Annotated in this window: 2 protein-coding genes and 1 pseudogene; 2 read left to right on the forward strand and 1 reads right to left on the reverse strand. The window is 69.4% G+C overall.

Going from position 1 to position 1,811, the window contains the following annotated elements; genetic code table 11:
• Positions 1–136 precede the first annotated feature (136 nt).
• Positions 137–541 (reverse strand): MBL fold metallo-hydrolase, encoded by a 405-nt coding sequence (locus ACFU7Y_RS43615; protein ID WP_224284178.1) that lies wholly within the window; start codon positions 539–541, stop codon positions 137–139.
• A 79-nt stretch (positions 542–620) separates the two neighbouring features.
• Here ACFU7Y_RS43615 and ACFU7Y_RS43620 point away from each other — a divergent pair, with 79 nt between their 5' ends.
• The gene (locus tag ACFU7Y_RS43620; protein WP_380772009.1) at positions 621–1,535 is read left to right on the forward strand and encodes a TetR family transcriptional regulator C-terminal domain-containing protein; all 915 of its coding nucleotides are present in this window, start codon (positions 621–623) and stop codon (positions 1,533–1,535) included.
• A gap of 79 nt (positions 1,536–1,614) precedes the next feature.
• Positions 1,615–1,811: pseudogene (locus ACFU7Y_RS43625) on the forward strand (hypothetical protein); the annotation flags it as partial.

The following is a 1,811-nucleotide window of genomic DNA, read 5'->3' on the forward strand; positions in this document are numbered from 1 at the left end:
CGAGATCTACCGCGCCCTGACCAGCACACCGACAACCCGACACATCACTCAAACCGACCTTGCTCCTGCGGCTTGACGTCCATAGGAGCATCCCGAGCCAACAGTCGAACCGGGCAAAGCGGCTCAGAACGTCCTCTCAGGTGCGGGCGGCGATGTAGGTGTCGGCGATCTCGCGTAGCCGGGTTCCGTCGAACGAGGGCCCGTGTCCGGGGTGGACGACGGTGATGGGCAGGTCGCGCAGTCTGGCCATGGTGGCGACGTACGCATTCTGGGCGGCTCCGTGGATGTCGTCGAGGAGCTGGTCGTCGTAGACCACGTCGCCGGAGAAGAGCGTCTGGGTCCGGGCGTCGTACAGCGCGATGCTGCCGGGGCTGTGTCCGGGCAGGTGCAGGACGGTGAGCTGCCGGTCGCCGAGGTCGATGGTGTCGCCGTCGGTCAGGTGCCGGCTGACGCGGGCCGGACGCAGCCGGTAGGCGTGCGGGTCGTAGTGCGCGTACGGGACGGCGGAGATCAGCAGGTCGGGTACGTCTGACCGGATCACTTCACGCGACGTCGCCAACACGCTCGGCGTCACGTCGGGGCTGATCCACCACTACTTCCCCGCCGTCGACGATCTCGTCGTGGCCGCGTTCGCCCAGACCGCGAGCGCCCAGAACGACCGGGACAAGCAGGCGTGCCAGGACCTGCCGCCCGCCGATGCCCTCCGCGCGCTGATCGAGCGGTCCCTCAGCATGGGAAGCGCCAACGCCCGCATCTGGATGAGCGCCTGGGTCGCCGCCCCCCGGCGGCCCGAACTGGCCCGCGAAGTCGACAGGCAGATGATCGCGGGACTCGACGTCCTGGCCGACCTGCTCCGGCGCGGCCACGACGCCGGCGTCTTCTTCGTCCCCGATCCGGCCGCCAGCGCCCTGCGCATCCTCGTCCTCGTCGACGGCGTCCTCGTCCAGGTCTCCATGCGTTCCGAGACCACCTACGGTGACGTTCACGCCCTCGTGCGGGACACCGTCGAGCGCGAGGTCGGCCTCCCGCACGGCAGTCTGCGTTCCCAGGGTGGCCGAATGACAGAACGGAACGAAGAAGCCCGAGACCAGGGCGAGGAGAACCCATGGGTGCACGGCGCCCCGCCTGTCGAGCACCTGGAGGTCGTGCCCTACGACGAGGAGTGGCCGCTGCGCTACGCTGCCCCGCCGCAGCCGGGCGTCCCGCCGGTGCCGCTGCAGCCGCCCGGACGTCGTTCCCACCCTCGCGCGGCCCACACCTTCGACGCGGCCCTGGCCACCCACCCCGCGCTGACCGGCGTCTCCCGCCAAGCCCTCGACCACCTCGTCACCGAGATCCGCGAAATGATCGACACGCTGCCGCCGGAACAACGCCCACGCCACCGCAAACTGACCGTCCGACGGGAGGCACCTACGCAGATCAGCGCCGGTGGGCAAGCGGCTGGCCCAGTCCGACACCTCTTCCTCGCGACAGCCGAGGAAGAGGCCAATGTGAAACTCGCCTCGCTGACCGACAACAAGCCGGCCGATCAGTAGACTGCCTTGCTCGATGCCTTCCACGAGGGTGCCACCGCACCTGCGGCGGTCGGACCCGGAAACCATGAGCGAGGTAGGTATGACCACCACATTCGAGACGCGTGACGGCGTCGAGTCCACCATCGCCCTCCTGGAACGCGAGCTTCCCGCGCTCCAGGAGCAGCAGGAGCGTCTGGAGAGCGAGTTGAGCGCTGTCACCGGACGTCTGGAGGCGGTGCGGGCCGCTTTGGACAGTCTGCGCTCGCTGGCGGCGGCGCCCCTGCTTCATCCGGCGCC

The organism is Kitasatospora sp. NPDC057542 (assembly GCF_042801945.1).
GTDB lineage: Bacteria > Actinomycetota > Actinomycetes > Streptomycetales > Streptomycetaceae > Kitasatospora.